This window comes from Nocardia sp. NPDC004278 (assembly GCF_053602975.1).
This window is the reverse complement of record NZ_JBSGEQ010000014.1, coordinates 17,681-33,464: the sequence shown is the minus strand read 5'-3', so window position 1 is coordinate 33,464 and position 15,784 is coordinate 17,681. Positions and strand designations below refer to the sequence as shown.

General features: G+C 64.7%; 7 protein-coding genes and 1 pseudogene. 2 read left to right on the top strand and 6 right to left on the bottom strand.

Annotated elements, in window-relative coordinates; all coding sequences use genetic code 11:
• Positions 1-166: 166 nt before the first annotated feature.
• Positions 167-709, bottom strand: a complete 543-nt coding sequence (locus ACWEO2_RS22005) for a hypothetical protein (RefSeq protein WP_452407022.1) — start codon at positions 707-709, stop codon at positions 167-169.
• A 43-nt stretch (positions 710-752) separates the two neighbouring features.
• Complete coding sequence (locus tag ACWEO2_RS22000; RefSeq protein WP_452407021.1) at positions 753-2,960, bottom strand: elongation factor G-like protein EF-G2; 2,208 nt, start codon at positions 2,958-2,960, stop codon at positions 753-755.
• Positions 2,961-3,388: 428 nt separating this feature from the next.
• On the opposite strand from ACWEO2_RS22000, the gene ACWEO2_RS21995 reads away from it, so the two are divergent.
• Positions 3,389-4,837 carry a DUF3375 domain-containing protein gene (locus tag ACWEO2_RS21995; protein ID WP_452407020.1) on the top strand — a complete coding sequence of 483 codons (1,449 nt, stop codon included), beginning with the start codon at positions 3,389-3,391 and terminating at the stop codon, positions 4,835-4,837.
• Positions 4,837-5,238, top strand: a pseudogene (locus ACWEO2_RS21990) (DUF4194 domain-containing protein); the annotation flags it as partial. The gene ACWEO2_RS21995 and the pseudogene ACWEO2_RS21990, both read left to right, overlap by 1 nt.
• 172 nt (positions 5,239-5,410) lie before the next feature.
• On the opposite strand, the gene ACWEO2_RS21985 reads toward ACWEO2_RS21990, so the two are convergent.
• The 4 genes from ACWEO2_RS21985 to pglY all read right to left on the bottom strand — a co-directional run bounded on the left by ACWEO2_RS21985 (position 5,411) and on the right by pglY (position 15,784).
• Positions 5,411-7,555: a DEAD/DEAH box helicase gene (locus ACWEO2_RS21985; protein ID WP_452407019.1), complete on the bottom strand. Its 2,145-nt coding sequence runs from the start codon at positions 7,553-7,555 to the stop codon at positions 5,411-5,413.
• A 112-nt stretch (positions 7,556-7,667) separates the two neighbouring features.
• Complete coding sequence (brxD, locus tag ACWEO2_RS21980; protein WP_452407018.1) at positions 7,668-9,002, bottom strand: BREX system ATP-binding protein BrxD; 1,335 nt, start codon at positions 9,000-9,002, stop codon at positions 7,668-7,670.
• Between the two features lie 84 nt (positions 9,003-9,086).
• A complete protein-coding gene (gene pglZ / locus ACWEO2_RS21975) occupies positions 9,087-11,927 on the bottom strand; it encodes a BREX-2 system phosphatase PglZ (protein WP_452407017.1) in 2,841 nt (946 codons plus the stop codon).
• On the bottom strand, positions 11,924-15,784 hold the full coding sequence (pglY, locus tag ACWEO2_RS21970) for a BREX-2 system ATPase PglY (protein WP_452407016.1): 3,861 nt from the start codon (positions 15,782-15,784) through the stop codon (positions 11,924-11,926). The genes pglZ and pglY overlap by 4 nt, the downstream gene beginning before the upstream one ends.

Below are 15,784 nucleotides of genomic sequence, written 5' to 3'. Positions count from 1 at the left end.
GCACCCTGGACAAGCGATCACCATGCGCTCATGCAGGTAAACATCGAGAGCACATCTGCACCAGCGCATTCTCGGCCGTTGTGGTTGCGTTTCTGCTTATCGAGTCTTGGTCGCGCACAGTGTGTGGCCTGTGTTGAGTTGGCGGTTCTTGTGCGGCGGTGGGGGTTTAGATCGGGAGCAGCATGTGGACGAGTTCGCCTAGTGAGACGCCGCCAGTGCCGAAGGCTGCTACTAGGGCGTAGGCGATTAGTGCGTCCTCGATGGTGGGGTGTTGAAACGGGGGTGGTGCGGTTGGTGGTGGTGCCCACACTGTGTCGATGTGGTGGGTTCCGGTCAGTGTGAATTGGGCGAGGACGTGATCGCCTTGGTTCTTTTGTCCGAGAACCAATGTGCTGGAGTGCAGGTTCGTTGGCATCAGGCGGAAAATCCTGCCGTGGATCTCGGCGACTGCTCGGTAGGTCCAGCGGCGGTAGAAGAGTCCGCGACCGACGGTCAGTCTGATGGGGCGATCGTTGATCGATGCCCGTAGCCGTTTGGCGTTGCGCGTGCCGATGGGGACGCGCTCGCGAGTGCGCGGGCCGATGCGCTCGATGGTCACCATGGTGGCATCGTCGAATACTGGTGTGGTGACCACTCTTTCGTCGGTCCGCGTGATCACGATCTTGCCGAAATGTTCGGTGTCGACTACGAAACGCTCTGGACTGCTCAACAGGCTCCTTCGACGGTAACGAAACATCCTGCGGCGCTGGGGATCAGCCCGTCTTTTTGGCCTGCTCGCGGACCGAACCCGCCAATGCATTGGGCATCGGTTCGTGCCGCGCGTACGAGCGGGTGAAGTCACCGGTGCCGTGCGAGAGCGAGCGCAGATCTATGGCGTAGCGGGTGAGTTCGAGTTCGGGCACCTCGGCATGGATGCGCGTGCGGCCGGTGCCGTGCGGTTCGGTGCCCAGTACCCGTCCGCGGCGTCCGGACAGATCGCTGAGCACCGGACCGACATAGTCGTCGGTTACCACTACCCACACTTCGGCGATCGGCTCGAGCAGGTCGATACCCGCGGCGGCCGCGGCCTCACGCAGTGCGAGTGCGCCAGCGGTCTGGAATGCGGCATCGGAAGAGTCGACCGAATGCGCCTTGCCGTCGAAGAGCGTCACGCGCATGTCGACCAGCGGATAACCGGCCGCCACCCCGCGCGCGGCCTGGGCGCGCACACCCTTCTCCACCGACGGAATGAATTGCCGCGGAACGACTCCGCCCACCACGCGGTCGACGAATTCGATGCCCGACCCGCCCGGCAGCGGCTCCACCTCGATCTCGCACACCGCGTATTGCCCGTGCCCGCCGGACTGTTTCACGTGCCTGCCCTTACCGGTTGCCTTGCCCGCGAACGTTTCCCGCAGCGCGACCTTGTGATCGACGACATCCACCTGCACACCGAACCTGGTGCGCAACCGCTCCAGCGCGACATCGCGGTGCGCCTCGCCCAGACACCACAGCACGATCTGATGGGTATCCGGATTCTGTTCCAGCCGCACCGCGGGATCCTCGGCCGCCAGTCGGGACAGACCAGTAGAGAGTTTGTCCTCATCCGCCTTGCTGCGCGCGCGAATGGCAATGGGCAGCAGGGGATCCGGCATCCGCCAGGGTTCGATCAACAGCGGCGCGGCAGTGCCGGAGAGGGTGTCGCCGGTTTCCGCGCGACTCAGCTTGGTCACATAGGCGATATCGCCGGCAATGGCCTGGCCGAGCGGGCGCTGCAGTTTGCCGAACGGTGCGGTGATGGCGCCGATGCGCTCGTCCACGTCATGGCTTTCATGGCCGCGGTCCTCCAGTCCGTGACCGCAGACATGCACCGTATCGTCGGGGTGCAGGGTGCCGGAGAAGACGCGAACCAGCGAGACGCGCCCGACATACGGATCCGACGCCGTGCGGATCACCTCGGCCGCCAGCGCGCCGTCCGGATCGCAGTGCAGGGGGGTCGATGCGGAACCGTTGGTGGTGGTGATGGCCGAGACCGCGTGCTCGGACGGGGTGGGAAAGCCGCCGATGATCAGCTCCAGCAGTTCGATGGTGCCGAGGCCCTGCTTGGCGCCCTCCGGGGCGGGCGCGCCGAACAGCACGGGATGGAAGCTGCCCCGGGCGACCGCCCGCTCGAGGTCCGCCACCAGCGCGGCCAACTCGATCTCCTCGCCGCCGAGATAGCGCTCCATCAGGGTTTCGTCTTCGCTCTCGGCGATAATGCCCTCGATCAGCCGGTTGCGCGCCTCTTCGAGCAGCGGCAGCTGATCCGAAGACGGTTCGCACTCGACCTCCTCCCCGGTGGAGTAGTCCGCCACGCAGTGCGGCAGCAGCTCGACCAGACCGGTGACCGGGCGGTGGCCGTCCGGCCCCTTCGGCCCGTACACCGGAAGGTGCAGCGGGAGGATATTTTCCGAGGAGCCACCGCCGAGCACGATGCGGCAGGTCTCGGTCATCTCTTCGAAATCGGCGCGCGCGGTATCGAGATGGGTGATCACGATCGCCCGCGGCATCCCGACCGCCGCGCACTCCTCCCACAGCGCGCGCGTGGCACCGCTCACGCCCTCCGCACCCTCCGCCGCCGAGATGACGAACAGCGCCGCATCCGCCGCCCGCAGACCTGCCCGCAGCTCACCGACGAAATCGGCGTATCCGGGAGTATCCAGCAGATTGACCTTGATCCCGCGCCAGGCCATCGGCACCACCGACAGCTGCACCGATCGGTGCTGGCGGTGCTCGATCTCGTCATAATCCGATAGCGACGTCCCGTCCTCCACCCGGCCCGCGCGATTGACCGCGCCCGCCGTGAGCGCCAACGCCTCTACCAACGTGGTCTTACCCGACCCGCTGTGCCCGACCAGCACCACATTCCGGATGTCCTCCGGCCGCTGCGCCGTCACAGCCTTACCGTTGGTCCCTGCAGACGCACTCGCTTTCTCGACCATGTGTCTCGCTTTCTCGGTCGACACCTACGGTCCTTCGAGCTTCCCACCAGCGGTCGCCTCGCGTGCACAGATCGAGCGATCCGGTGTGTTCAGGTGCACGTTGGGACGCGTGCACGTGCGGTTCAGCTCGGGGTTAGGCGGATCCAAGGTTGTCAGGTGCGGCAGATGCCGTTTCGGTGCTCGGTTGCTCACGGCCTGGCGCCGGTTTCATGCGGGAACGGCGGATAGTGCGCTCGGATCGTCATCCTCGATTGACCGTGCCCGGCAGCGGGCCACCGCGCGGTCGTGCCTTCAGGTGGAAAGGTGAGCGGGCGATGGTCCGGCGTCGCTGCGATGCGAGGCGCAGCGATGGCCATCACGCCACTTGTCGGCGGGGTTATCTACTATTCCGCTGGTACCGCGCCGATCACCGCCGAAAGCTCTCTCCCATGCAGTTCGACCATGTGGATTCACTGCGTAAACACCACCCCGCCTGGCGCCTCTTGCGGGCGGATAACGCCCCGCTGGTGCTCTCTTTCCTGGGGAAGGTGTTCATGGACGACAATGTTCGTGCGATCTTGGCGACCGAGTTGGCAGGCCGACTCGACGACGAGTTGTACGCACTCAACGAACGGCTCGGTGCGGGTACCTTCCCCAAATCGCCGATGGCCTATCTCAACGACTGGTCGACGCCGGAGGCCGGTTGGTTGCGCAAGTACTACCCGCCGGGGTCCGATGAGGTGCATTTCGACGCGACCCCGGCCGTGGAGAAGGCACTGGCCTGGGTGAAGACACTGCAGGACCGGGCGTTTGTCGGCACCGAGTCCCGGCTGAACACTCTGTTCGAACTGTTACAGCAGATGGCGTTCGGTGCGGAGACCGATCCCGAGGTGCGGTTGGCGGAGCTGCGGCGCCGCCGCGCCGCGATCGACGAGGAGATCAATGCGGTCGCCAACGGCCGCTTCGCGCCACTGGATTCGGCCGCACTGCGCGACCGCTACCAGCAGTTCACTGCGACCGCATGGGAGTTACTCGCCGACTTCCGCGAGGTAGAGGCCAACTTCCGGCAGCTGGACCGGGATCTGCGCGCACAGATCGCGACTTGGGCGGGTTCCAAGGGGGAACTGCTCGATGACATGCTCGGCAGCAGAAATTCGATCACCGATTCCGATCAGGGACGCAGCTTCCAGGCGTTCTACGATTTTCTGCTCTCACACGACAGGCAGGTGGAATTCACCGAAATGCTGGCCAAGGTGCAGGACCTCGAGGCCATCGGCGAACCGGACCCGCGGATGCGTCGTATCCACCACGACTGGCTGGATGCGGGCAGCCGGACCCAGTCGACGGTCCGCCTGCTCTCGGAGCAGTTGCGCCGGTTCCTCGATGACCAGGTGTGGCTGGAAAACCGTCGGGTGATGGATATCCTGCGCAGCATCGAATCGAATGCGTTGCGGCTGTGCGAGATTCGCGACCCGACGGTCGAGGTCGAGATCGATTCCACCGCACCGCTGGTCGCATTGCCGATGGAGCGTCCGCTGTACCGGCCACGGGACACACAGCTGTTGGACAGTGCGGGCATTACCGACGCGTCCGAGGACGTGGATGCGGATCTGCTGTTCCAACAGGTTTTCGTCGATCCGGCGCGGCTGGCGGACAATGTGCGCGGTGCGCTGCGCAGCCGGGCTCAGATCGGATTGGCCAGCCTGCTGGATGAGCGACCACTCGAACAGGGCTTGTCGGAGTTGGTCACCTATTTCTCGTTGACCGACCCGGCCTTCGACGTGATATTCGATGACACGAACCGCCAGCGGGTGCGGTGGAGTGATGAGGCGGGCACCGAGCGCAGCGCCGAGATCCCCCGGGTCACCTTCGCACGCAGCGCCGGCAAGGAGGTGTGATGTCGGCATCGGGTGCAACCGAACCGGATCTGTCGCTGGTGGTCGTTCAACTGATGAAGGGCGTGCTGTATCGCGAAACCCATGACAAGCAGTGGCGGCACCTGCTGGCATTGCAGGCACAGGTCCGTGACTACATGCGGGTCATCGGGTTGACCGTGATCATCGACGAATCCGAAGGCTACGCGTACCTGCGTTCCCGCCCGGAGGACGATGACGCACCCGCGGTGCCGAGGCTGATCCCACGCCGAGCCCTGTCGTTCCACGTGAGCCTCTTACTGGCCCTGCTGCGTAAGAAGCTGGCCGAACACGATGCGAAAGACGGTGCTGCGCGGGTGATTCTGACCCGCGAGCAGATCGTGGAGATGGTGCGCCTGTTCCAGCCGGAGAGCAGCAATGAGGCCAGGCTGGTCGAGCAGCAGTCCCCAGTGCCACGTATCCTGTCTCGCAAGGGCAGCGGCGGGTCTTGGTCGATGGTGTCCCCGCTATGGAGAGCATTTGGGCAACGACTACCTGTCTTACTATCGGAACCCTGTCTCGTCAGCCCATACCGGAGCTGGACAAACTGTGATCCGCCTATTCGGAGTAAAGGAACTGTACCGGTTCGGCGAGCACGGTGCTGGCACCGTCGAGATCTGCCAGTCGCGCCGAAACCGTTGCTGTGGAAAGACTTTCAGGTAGTACGTCGGAGAACTTCAGTCCCTTGACGGCGCGTTTGTCGACTACGGGGAGGATCAGGTTCGGGCGGTTACTCGCGGCGGCGTGTGCGGCGCGCCAGATATCTCGGGTGAGGTCCGATCGCAATCGAATCGAAAAATCAGTGGGGCGTTGGCCCGGTTCTGCAGCTTCGGCCAACGTGGCGGCGAGGGTGGCATTAGCGCGATAGCCAGCCCAGGTCCACCAGCGAACCTGTTCGTTGACGCAGGTGATGACGGTCGTCGATGATGTTCCGACTTCGCCCTTCCGCCCTTGTCTTAATTCGGCGAGCTGTGCTGTTGCACGCTTTGTCAGCGAAACAGGCGGATCTGCGTCGAGCAGCACATCGCGCATCGCGCGAGCAAGTTCAAATGACAGCCCGCGTAGTCCGATGCTGGACCACTTGGCAATTCCGCCGCTGTCGGTCGATTCAACGAACACGCGCTTGCGATTCCAGTCGATGTACGTGACGCGCCAGCTACGGCCGGCCAGCAGCAGTAGCCGCGGACCTGGTTTGTCATCGGTAAGAACCGAACTGTCGGCATGTCCGATTTCTTGCCGTCCGGCCAGGACGGTGAACTGGGGTGGCGCCGTGAATGCGGCGGTTAGTTCGAGGAAGTGACGGCGTCCGAAGCGCTTCTCGGCTTCCGGACCGATGTGCAACAGACCGCCATCATCATTGAGATAACCGGCGTCGACCAGGTAGCGCAGGATCGGTGCAGCCGAAGAATCGAAGGGGGCGAGCCCGTTCCACTCCTGCTGCCACAGCCGGTCACCAAGAGTGCGTTGCTGCAAGGTGACGGCTAGTAGCTGCTGGGCAACGAGATGGCGCGGCTGTGGCGGTGCGGTCACCGGTTCGACCCAACCACGGCCCCACAACAGCAGCAAGCCCGCGGCTTGTACAAGGGCATCCACGCTAGTGGTCAGGAACAGGCAATTGCGGATGCTGCCAGATCGGCGGCCGGTACGGCCGATACGTTGCAGGAAGGACGCGACAGTCGTGGGGGAATCGATCTGGATGACCCGGTCCAGGTCGCCGACGTCGATACCCAGCTCGAGCGTCGACGTCGAGACGATCACACAGTCGCGCGCTTCTGCAAAGGCTTGCTCGGCCCGGGCACGTTCGTCGGTCGAGAGCGACGCATGCGAGAGAAAGACGGTGACTTCGCGTTCCCGCAATGCCGCGCCCAATTGCTCGACCTGTCGACGGGAATCACAGAACACCAGACGCTTTTCGCCTCGGTGTAGTGCCGCGATGACCTTGGCGGCGTTTTCGAGTGAGCCGACATAGTCCAGCTCGACCTCACCGGGTGGCGTCGCAGCGGCCGCGCCACGGGAGGGGGGCGAGGTCGTCAGATCCGGGGCGACGACTCGACCGGGGCGTGACCCGGCGCCGGAACCTTGCAGCCAGGTGAGCAGATCCTGCGGATTGCCCACGGTGGCCGAGAGACCAACCCGCTGGATCGGATAGCCGGTGACCCGCTGCAGGCGCTCCAGTACCGCCAGCAAATGCCAGCCTCGGTCGTCTCCGGCAAAAGCGTGCACCTCGTCGACCACGACAGCTCGGATACCTCCGAGCAGATCGGCGTGGTCGGTCTTCACCCCGATGAGCATGGCTTCCAATGACTCTGGGGTAGTGAGCAGGACGTTCGGCGGCTCTCTGCGGATGCGGTTGCGCTGGGCTTCGGTGGTGTCGCCATGCCAGAGCGCCGCGCGACGCCCTAGCCACTGCGCGTAGGCGTCCACACGATTGACAAGATTGTTCAGCAACGCCTTGAGCGGGCATAAATACAGGACTGATACACCGGTCCACTCGTACCGCGTCATTGCGGATAACAGTGGGAAGCACGCTGCTTCGGTCTTGCCGCCCGCGGTGGGGGCGAGCAGCACAGCGTCCTCACCGTCGAGTAATGGAGCGATCGCAGCCTTCTGCAGAGGTCGCAGATCGGGCCAGCCCAGAGTGTTGACGATGTGATGCACTACGACCGGGTCCAGGCGGTCCAGCGGGGCGATGTCGTGCTTCACTGGGGGAGTCCACTTGGCGCCGGAAATGGGTTGCACTGCAAGCCCATTGGACCTGCATGGCCATTTAGCACTCGGGTCGACATTGGGTCCGACGTGCCGCCCACCGGTGTGATCACAGGTCGAGAACGATGTCGTCGGCCGTCGCGCCGGGCCGTACGGCGGCCAGATTGCGTTCGGTGTCGGTGAGTTCGGTCGAGTTCACGGTCAGCCGGTAATGATGTCGTGGGTCGAAGTCCGGGAACTGATCGATCCGATCGAGCACATCGCCGACGAGTTTCTTCAAGAAGAGCCGTGGTGCGACGCCAACCTTGCCTCCGAGCGCGCCGCCTACCGCATGCGCCAGATCCGCGACATAGGCGTCATCGGCTACCTGCTGGATCCGGGGGCCGGCCTCGGCGCCTGCCGCATACAGGTCTCGAATGGTGATGCCGAGTGCGGTCAGCGAGTCGAAGGTGAAGCCGGGCAAACGCAGCTGCACGGCTCGTGGATTGTCGAATCGCGGGTCGGTGGTGAAATCGGTTGCCAGTCGCTGGGCGAGCGGCGCAAGGCGCTGCACTCCCTGCTGCCCGTCGTAGAACGCCGGTGTTCCGGTGATCAACAGATAGAGGCCCGGGAAGCGACCGGAGTACACCTCGTCGATGAGTTGACGCAGGGCATTGAGCGCCTTGTCTCGGGCATCGGAGCGGACGCGCTGCAGGGTTTCCACCTCGTCCAGGACAACCAGCAGGCCACGGTGCCCACTGTCGTGTAAAACAGTGAGCAGACCCTGCAGGAAACCGAGGGCGCCGAAATGGTCGAGGTCGCCGCGCACTCCGGCCGCACGGCGCGCCGAGGCCGCGACGTTCGGTTGCCCACCGAGCCAGGCGAGTACTGCGGCCGCGGTGGAATCGTCGCCCTGTACCAGCGCGGCACGATAGCCGCGCAATGCGGTCGCGAAAGACGGGGCATGCCTGGACACATCGGTCAGCCGAGCCGCCATCAGCTCGTCGACTGCCGCCGACAGGTGCTCGTCGTCGTTGCCATCGGCGAGTGCGTCCTCTTCCAACGCGTAGAACCAGGCGTCAACAACCGAGCGCAGCGCGCTGGGCGGAAAGCTGGAGGTGGTGAGACGTTCGGTGAGCCGCCGGTACACGGTCTCCAGCTTTTGCAGTGGAGTCTCGGTTTCGGAGATCTGCACCTCGGCGACTGCGAAGTTGCGTCGTTTGGCGCGTTCGGCGAGCCAACGGGCAAAGAAGGTCTTGCCGGATCCGTACTCGCCGCGCACCGCCTTGAACACCGATCCACCGGCTGCGACGGCATCCAACTCTGCGTCGATCGCGGACTCGAACCGATCGAGTCCGCTTGCGAGCAGGTCGAGTCCGCTTTCGGGCACGGCTCCGCGGCGCAGCGCATCGATCACCGCGCGGCGACGGACCGCACTCACCGGGGCCGGTTGAACTGTGCTCATCCGATCAAGTCTCCCATGTGCGTTCATGCTGGCCTGATCTCTGCTCGATGCGATTCGAGGCCGAGCTACGCGATTGTTTCGGACTCACGTCAGATCGAACTGCTCGCGAAGCCATTGGACGGACAGCTTCAGGGTCCGTCCGTCGGCATCGGTCTTGAGTACTTCTATCCCGTCGTAGTTGAGTAGTTGGCGCAGCGTGGCGGCGAAGCCGTTGGCTCGGTCGGGACGTTCACCGATGCGTTGGACCAACGCGGTAGCCGACAGCGGAGTTTCGAGTAGCGCGCGAATGGCCTTCTCCAGCTTCTGTTCCTGTGGCGGACGAGCCAACAGCAGCCGTTGGGCCTGGAATGCTTCAGAGGCGAGCAAACGGGTCGCAAGATCGGCACGGTCGGACGCATCGGCTGGTCCGAGCGCAGCGGTTGTGGGCGGCGCGGGAAGCTCAAACATAGGGACCGTGCCGTCCAGGCTTTCCTTGGCCGCGCGGCTGACCTGCTGTTGACGCGCGGTCGATTGGATCGCGGGCGCCATGGCGGCCGGTGCCGATCGGTCCGGATCCCACCAGCTCGGTGCCTGTGGGCCCAGTTCCCGCCAGACCTTGGGCGGCACGGTACCGAGTCGCAGAAACGCCAGCACCGGGATGGTGACTTCGGCGAGCGCAGCGCCTCCGTGGTAACCAGCCTTCTGGGTTGTGTAGCGAGAGTCGTTGTCCCACAGTGCGATAATCGATGCGCCGGGCTCCGGCGCCACCACCCGCGGCCCGGAGAGCGTTATCTCGACGTCAGCGAGCTGATTGGCTCCCGGTCCTGGCAGCCGGTGCCGAGCCGATTTGGCGGTGCCGTGGTCGTCCACCTGGACACCGTGTCGATCCACCACGTGGCCGTGATCGCTGGTGATTAGCACGGCCATCTCGTGGTCGGCGGCCGCCCGGAGCAGGGCACGCAGATCGCCGATTTCAGTGAGCTGCCACTGTGGATCACCCAGTTTGAGTTCCTTGCCGAGCCGGTCATCGATGGTGTTGAGCACAACGGCGATATGCGTATCCGGCTGATCTAGAGCAGTGGTGAGTTCGACGCCGAACGGATGCCCGGGTTCGGCCCGCAGATCGTTTTTGTGGAATACGGCCGCGCGTTTGCCACCCCAGAACCGGTGTCGTGGGAACAGCTGACGCTCGTCTTTCTGGTCTCCCTGCATGAGCCGACCCGCGAACAGTGAGGTACGTGACACTGCGGTCCAGCTGGGCAACGCCGCCGCCATCCCTCGTCGCTGCTCCTTGAGTCCGTCGGACACCGGGTCGTATTCGGTCCAGCCTGTGCTGTGCAGCTGATCGCCGATCGCGGCGGCGATTGCCGCACTCATACCGTCCAGCACGATCAGCAGTATTCGGTGCTGTCCGGCGATCGGTGCCACCACCCGGGTAAGGAAGGATTCGACGGTGAGCATCCGCCCGGGATCGGTGCCTGCTTCGGTCCAGTTGCGCAGTGTGACTGCGAATTCGAAGTCGAACTCGCGGCGACGTTCGCGGACTCGGTCGGCGATCGTCTTGTACGGCACCTTCAGTGCCGGATCAGTGTCGCCACCGGCCTCGACGAAGTCCAGTGCGCGATCCACCCAGCAGGTCTCGGCGATGTGCCGTTGCAGCGCGTGGGCCACGGATTCTGTAGTGGGGTCCGGCTCAGTTGCCAGCCACCGAGCCAACCGGTGGGCCATCTCGATGCGCTGAATTCGGACCGTGTAATCGTCGTCGGCGGCCAATCGGTGCGCGCCCAACTCCGTGAACGCCGTCTCGACCGCAGCGAGATCACCTCGGCCGAGTGCGTTTCCGACCGCCGTGAATCGTGCCTCGAGGCCCACCTTCAGAATTGGGCTGGTCTCGATCGCAGTCTCCGCGCCGAATTCCCGTGCGAGTGCGGCGGCGCGATCTATCGCCGGATAGGCCACTTTGCGCGCATCCAGGGCTGCTGCCGACCAGGGTGTGTGCTCGGAGCGGGCCCGTGGATCATTGACCCGGTCGACCAGGTTTCCGACGTAATCCGCGCAGGTCCGGCCGAACACGGTCATCCGCCGGTCGAGTTCCTCCCCGGCGACCGGCGGATGGTCGCCGAGCCGACGTTCGGCGCGGCCCCGCGCTTGGTACACGCTGCGGTCCGGGTTCGGGTGCAGCCACAGTGCCGCACAGACCAGACCGTAAGCGAGAGCATCGGCACCATGACCCGCCAGCACGAGGTCGAGCAGAACCTTGCCTGCGGAACCGGCCTGCGCACCACGGCCGAGGAACTCGCGCAGCCCGACTCGTTCCGGCTCCCGCAGTGCGCGCAACAGCTCCGGGCCGCCGGGAGTATGCGACCAACGCAGTAGCACCTCGGGGTCTAATCGACTCGCGCCGGGCTCGACACCGGACAGCCGCAGTCGTCGTACTGCGAGCGCCACCAATGCTTCATCTTGCGATAGCACGCCACCGGTAACCCGGGGCCAGCCGTCCGTTCCCGCCGCGTCGAGTAGCGGCTCCGCTGCCCAGGTCTGGCGTCGAAGCCATTCGTCGATCTCGGTGGCGCCGAATGCCTGTCGCACGACCTCCCATTGATCCACCTGGTTGATGCGCTGTCGGAAGGTGCGTGCCAGGATCGCGGGGTCCAGCTCATCGTGCTCGCGATCGGTGAGCACCACGAGCATGCTGGGTTCGCTGCCATCATTGTTGTGCAGGTGGGCGAGCACCTGTTCGTGTACCGCCAGGACCGATGGTGCCGCGACGACACGCACCCGACACGTTCCAATCGTGAGCTCGGTTGTGTCCTCCCACACCGGTGCGCCCCGCAAGAGCACCACGGTCCGGCCGTCGCATCGGGTCGCGGCGTGCACCGAAAGATACTGCGCCACTACAGCCTTCGACAGCTTCAAAGTGCTTGCCGAAGCGGTGGCCGATGTCATGATTCGATCACCCGCCAGGTGATCTCGATTTCGGCGCCGGGATTTAGATCGACAATGTCGGCCAACTCCGCGGTGAGATCGGTGATCGCGGTGCGCGCCGTGGTCCGACGACGTCCGGCCCGTCGCAGGCCGTTGCCGTCCGGCGGCGGCGCGTCATCCGGTATCGGCGGGTTACTAGTGTCGGTACCGAGCGAGATGTCGTCGGGCCGTGGGGCCGGTGGTGGGGTCGGAGTCGGGTCTTGCGGCTGTCGGGCTCGGATCAGCGCTGTGACCTTGCGCGGCGTCTCGGCCAGCACGGCAACCAAGTCGGTCGTGAACTGGTCTGCACGAGCGGCATTGCGCAGCGACTCCAGCAGGCTCTCGCCCTCGACGCCCAGGCCAGTGGCTACCTCGAGGTGGTCCCACGGGGTGCGCGCGAGCGCGTCCGCCACGGCGTGCGCCTGTTTGATGGCGGCGCCGTACCTTTCCGGGGTCGGCGCACCGAGGTCGAACTGTGCGAATTTTTCGATGGTCTGCTTGGCTGCTGCCGAGCCGGTTCCGGTGGATTCCATCGCGGTCAGCAGAGCGACGGCATGACGAGCGATGGTCAGCCGACCGGTGTCACCATTGTCGGCTAGGCCGAGAAATTCCGAGTGCTGCTCCAACTGTCGCACCAGATCCGCTGCCGCCTCTTTGTATCCGCGCGCGAAGGCGATGATCTGGCGGGCGAACTGCTGTACCAATCGACCGCGGCGCAGCGTCGGCGCCTTATCGCCGGCGATCGCCTCGAAACGCTGTCGGGCAGTCTCCCAATCCTGTTCGGACGGCGGCGGTTGGGTACGCAGTGCGTCACCGGATTTGATCTGGTGCAGATCCGGCGCCGGGTCGAGCGGCATACCTGCCCGCACCCAGACCCGGTCGTCCATCTCGGCGAACGCGGCGACAACCAGGTTCGCCAGGAAGGTATCCAGGCCACGGGGATTCGGCAGATTCGTCCATTCGATGAGGGTGTGCACCGGCAGATCGCCGGTGACCCCATCGATGCGGGCGGTGCGCTTGAAGTGGTCGGCCCAGGAGCGCGACAACTCGAAGTACGCCTCACTCTGCTCGCCCAACCCGAGGGGAACCGCCAATCGCCGCATGATCTTGTGGTCCCTGGCCGCATCCACCCGCCCGTCGCGTGCCTCCGCGGCCGTGCGCACGTGGGCGAATACGGTTTTCGCATCGGCGGGCTTGATCGCTATCCCAGTGTTGTCGGGGTCGAAGTCCGGGTGGTCCGGGTACTGGTGGGCCAGCAGAGTGCCTGCGACGTGGCGGATCGCCTCGGCCATCGGCTGCCCGAGCGGGAGCGTCAGTCCCTCGATATCGGGCAGCGGCTGCAGGTGTTCCTCGAAGGACTTCTGCACGTCCGCGTCCTGCTTGTCGGCGAGGCCATAGGCCTGCTTGAAGGCCGCCTTCAGTTGAGCCATCAGCGTTTCGCGCTGATCGGTCAGTAGATTGCGGGCCATTGCCCGGTGGTCGGCATTGAGATGGGCTGCGTATTGGGTGTCGAAGCGGCCTGGATCGGCCAGCGCCTTGTCGATCTTCACCAGCCGCTGGAAGCTGTCCCAGCGTGGTTTGGCCAGATGATCCGGCAGCCATGCCAGTGTCTGGGTCGGGTGCCCCTGCTGGCGTTGGCGCAGCTCGCGGATTCGGGTCGCATCCTCGCGTGCGGAATGGTCGTCCTCATCGAACGGCAGGTCGATAATGATCCGCCACAGAGTAGGGGAGGACGGGTCCATATCGTGGTTGGGCAGCTCGTTCTCATCGCGGACGTTGCCGAACAGCACTTCGACGCTGCGAACCGAGCCGCGCCAGACGAACCGCAGCTCATCGACGCCCAGCCGGTCGTCGGCTGGCTGAATATCGAACTCCTCCAGCAGAATTCGCCGGGCCAGTGCGGCGCGGTTACCACGGGTGTTGTTGACATCGGCATTGGCGAGTACCGACTCCAGATTCACACCGGAAAGTTCCAGCCGCACGCTGGGATCGACGCCGTCGCCGATCTTGATCTCGGCGAACCGCCCCGCCCATTCCCGCACCTTCGAGGCAATCGTGCCGTCCTCCAGCCCGGGAATAGGTGCAGTCACCGATCCGTAATTGAGTGCGCCGAGCCGCCGGACGGTTAGCTCATGCAATGCGGGCGCGCCCGGCGCCAACGCCGAGAGGAGCAGCGTGCTCACCAGCTGGTTGTCGCCGACGAACTGCTTGCAGCGCCCGGCCAGATTCTTATCGGTGATCGTCTCTGGCCGGTGCAGATACTGTTCGATGTCGTCTTCGCTGATCTCGTACTGCGCCAACAGGTATGGGCGCAATCCGGTCTTGTACAGCCGGTCGGCGGCCTCGAACATCACCTTCTTGTCCGCCACGAACGGGCGGTCACCGCCCGCGGTGATGACCGAGTACAGGTCGCCGAGCGGAATCAGTTGGCCCAGCCGCAGATTGGCGCGTCGGTCGGCGAGCAGTTGGCCCATCAGTTTCAGGCCGGTGCGGGCGCGCTGCAGATCCGACGAAATCTGTACGAGCGTGGACAGGAAGGCGGGAGAGAAGGGGTAGGAGCGCTTGAACGATGCCTCGTCGGCACCGGTGCTGTCTTGTTCCGAGCCGAGCAGGGTATCCCACACCTGGGGGCGCAGTCGTTTGGTTTCGGCGAACGCGTCTTCGATCTGCTTACGCGCCGCGTCGTCCGTTGGTTTCAGCAGCCGTTCGTGCGCGATCTCCGGCAGGTTGCGGTCCTCCAGCTCGATCAGATCGAACCGGCCCGATGCCAAGTTGAGGTTGTCGTGGATCGCCGCTTCATAGGCGCCTGATGCCTCGCCGCCGAGCAGCTCGCGCGGATCGCGTTGGCGCGCAATGAAAGACACGATCGGGATGGCCCGCCGCTGATCGCCGCCCTCCCGGAAGTTGGTCATCTTCTCGGTTTCTCTGGCGATGAAAGGCAGGTCGTGCATCTTCTGGTGCAGCCAGAGGATCAGCTCGTCCAGGAACAGGATCAGGCCGTCGTATCCGAGGGATTTCGCATGGTCGGCGATCACCGACAGCCCCGCATCGAGTGAGATGAATCCGTGCTCGTTCTCGGCGGCATCACGAGTGAAACCGGTGATCAGTGTTTCGGCGGCATCATTGACGAGTTTTGCGCGCAGCTCGGCCGGAGTCGTCGGGTCGACCAGGTTCAGCTTGGCGCCGGGTTCATGCGCCTCGGCGGCAGACATGGCAGTGTCGAGCAGATCCGCGGTCCAGAACGACGAATCGCCCCATTCGTTGTCCTCGTCCGCATAGCTTGAGTTCAGTGCATTGAGTACGGCCTCGTCGCCCATGGTCTTGCGCAGGTTGCCCAGGCTGTCGAACATCGCGTCGGTGCGATACACCTGGGGTAACGATGCTTCCGGATGCAGTGCGCGCACGTGGTCGACGTAGCCGCCGAGCACGCGCTGCTCCATCGCCTTCGCGCCGATCATGTGATACGGCACCAGCAGGAACTTCTTGCCGTTGGTCTGCAACCAGCCATGCTTGGCCAGCACCGGCTCGAACTCGATGCGGCTGCGCGCGGCGGGATTGCCCGACAGCAGCGCATACAGCACCGCCATGAAATGCGACTTACCGGAACCGAACGAGCCGTGCAGATAGGTGGGCTTGGACGTGTGTCCATCCATCGCCGCTTTGATCAGGCTCAGCGCCTGATCAAAGTTGCCGAGCAGGCGCTCCGTGACCACATAGTCGCGCACGGCCTGGGTGGCGTCGTCCTCGGACACCGCCTCGACCAGACCCTGCACGAAGTCGGAGGTGGAGATCGTCTCCTTGATGTCGATCAGCTCGGCCAGCAATGGTTTCGGTGCCAT